3 protein-coding genes are annotated in these 2,575 nt (G+C 74.6%); all 3 read left to right on the forward strand.

All coding sequences use genetic code 11. The annotated features are described in order from the left end of the window. Window positions 1-440: 440 nt before the first annotated feature. Entirely contained in the window at window positions 441-1,628 is a 1,188-nt protein-coding gene (gene glp / locus RWP81_RS16195; RefSeq protein WP_314457845.1) for a gephyrin-like molybdotransferase Glp, read from the forward strand. After that, complete coding sequence (locus tag RWP81_RS16200) at window positions 1,622-2,182, forward strand: molybdenum cofactor guanylyltransferase (protein WP_314457847.1); 561 nt, start codon at window positions 1,622-1,624, stop codon at window positions 2,180-2,182. Before glp ends, RWP81_RS16200 begins: the two co-directional genes overlap by 7 nt. 165 nt (window positions 2,183-2,347) lie before the next feature. Continuing rightward, the coding region (locus RWP81_RS16205) for a DUF6457 domain-containing protein (protein WP_314457849.1) at window positions 2,348-2,575 on the forward strand (228 nt) is incomplete at its 3' end.

The following is a 2,575-nucleotide window of genomic DNA, read 5'->3' on the forward strand; positions in this document are numbered from 1 at the left end:
GGTGCGGGGCGGTGGTGGTGCGGAGCGGAGCGGAGGGGGTGCGGGGCGGTGGTGGTGCGGTGCGTAGGGGCGGTGGTGGTGCGCGGCGGTGTCGGTACGGGGCGGCGGCGGTGCTGAGCGGAGGAGATACGGGGAGGGGAGGATGCGGGATCGCTCTCGCGTCCTCCGCTCGCCGCATCTCCTCCCCTTGTCACCCGAAACGTCGGGCCCTCCCCTCGTCACCCGAAACGTCGGGCCCTCCCCCTCGTCACCCGAAGCGTCGAGCTCTTCTCGCCTCGCCGCCACCCGCCGGGTCGTGCCCCCATCGGTGTCGCCTCGCACCCAGCGGCGATGGGGTTATGCCCCTCTCGCGAGGGCGGCGACGCGATCCCGCACTGCGTCGACCGCCGAACGCGCGCCTACGCTGAGCACATGCCCCTCTTTCCCACCCGGACCGACGCGTGATCGGCGTCGCCGACCATCTCGCCGGGGTGCTCTCGGCGGTCGAGCCGCTCGCTCCAGAGCCGCGCGACACCGCGACGGCGCGCGGACGGGTGCTGCGGCAGTCCGTGCGCGCCGCGGTCGACGTGCCCGGCTTCGACGCGTCGGCGATGGACGGCTTCGCGGTGCGCGACCTCGTGCACCCCGGCGTCCTCCGCGTGGTCGCCGACCTGCCCGCGGGCACCGATCTCGATCCGGCGCTGCGTAGCGGGGAGGCCGCGCGCATCATGACCGGCGCGCCCGTGCCGACCGATGCGAAGGCTGTCGTGCCCTTCGAAGACACGCTGCACGGCCTCGGCGGGGGCCTCGAACCGGTGACCGTCGTGACCGCGCCGCGCGCGCCCGGGATGCACATCCGCCGCCGCGGTTCCGACGTGCGTGCCGGTGGACTCGTCGCCGACGCGGGCGTGCGGCTGACCGCCGCTCGGATCGGTGCGATCGCGGCATCCGGTGTCGGCATCGTCTCGGTCTCGCGCGCCCCCCGGGTCGCCGTCGTGTCGACCGGGTCGGAGCTCGTCGCGCCCGGCGCACCCCTCACCCGCGGGCAGATCCCCGAGTCGAACAGCGTCCTGCTCGCCGGCCTCGCCGAGGAGGCCGATGCCGACGTGGTGCTCCGCACGAGCGTCGGCGACGACGGCGAAGGGCCACGCCGGGCCATCGAGAGGGCCGAGGCCGCCGGAGCCGACGTCGTGGTGTTCTCGGGCGGGGTGAGCGCGGGCGCCTACGAGGTCGTGAAGAACACCCTCGGCGACCTCATGCGCTTCGACCGCGTGCGCATGCAGCCCGGCAAGCCGCAGGGCTTCGGACGAACCGGCGCGGGCACTCTGCTGTTCGGCCTGCCGGGCAATCCGGTCAGCGCCGCGGTGTCGTTCGAGCTGTTCGTGCGACCGGCCCTGCGCGCTCTCGAGGGCGACGCCGAACTCGGTCGTCCCCAGCTGCGCGTCGAGCTGACCGAGGGGTGGCGCGCACGCCCCGAACACGTGCAATACGTGCCGGTCACCCTCGATCGCCGCGATCCCGCACGCTGGCGCGCGACCCCCACGCCGCGGGGAACCCGGGGGTTCGGTGAAGCCGATGCTCTCGCCGTCATCCCACCGAGCGACGTCGCGCTCGCCGCCGGCGACAGCGTGACGGTCGCGCTGTGGTGAGTGTCGACGCGATCGTGCTCGCGGGCGGCCGCGGGTCACGCGTGGGCGGCGCGGTGAAGCCCCTCTTCGAGGTGAACGGTTCGACGCTCCTGGGCGCGGCCGTCAGTGCCGTACGCGCGCGGGGGGCGAGGCGCGTCATCGTTGCGGCGCCCGTGCTCGACGCGGGCCTCGACGCGACCTGGGTGCGCGAAGACCCGCCCTTCGGAGGGCCGGTCGCGGGGATCATCGCGGCCCTTCCCGCAGTGGATGCCGAGGATGTCTTCGTCGTCGCGAGCGATCTGGCGACCGCGGGGCCGGCGGTGTTGCTCCTGCCCGACGGGCTGCCGGCGGGGATTGACGGCGCGTGCCTCGACGACGGGCGGCGCCAGTGGCTGATCGGCCGGTATCGCACCGCGGCGCTGCGGGCAGCGGCATCCACTCTGTCCGGCGCGGGACGCGATGCGCCGATGCGGGCGCTGCTGGGCGGGCTGAACGTGGTGACGGTCCCCGCCGATCCGGCCCTCACGCGCGACGTCGACACGTGGGACGATCTCGAGGCGGCGCGGGAACGCTGACGCCCGCCACGGTGCACAACCGCGGGTCTCTGGGGCGACACGCCGGTGCCGCGCTGCGAGGCGCGGCGTGTTGACGGCGCGGCCCGCGGTTGTGCACGTGCGGCTCGAGGTGCGAGGGTGCCGCAACGGACGTGGGACGATTTCACGAAGGCCCGAGGAGGAGTCATGACAGAATCACGCACCCTGCCGCCTGAGGCGCTCAACGACTGGAGCGCGGCGCTCGCCGAGCGCTTCGGTCTGGCCGAGGGCGACATCCCGATCTCGCTGATCCTCGACCTCGCGCGCGATGTGGCGAACGGCGTCGCTCGTCCCGCCGCGCCGTTGAGCGCATTCGTCGCCGGGCTCGTCGCCGGTCGCGCCGGGGGGACACCCGCCGAGACCGAGGCCGCGGTC

Origin of the sequence: uncultured Microbacterium sp. (assembly GCF_963521695.1) — a bacterium.
GTDB lineage: Bacteria > Actinomycetota > Actinomycetes > Actinomycetales > Microbacteriaceae > Microbacterium.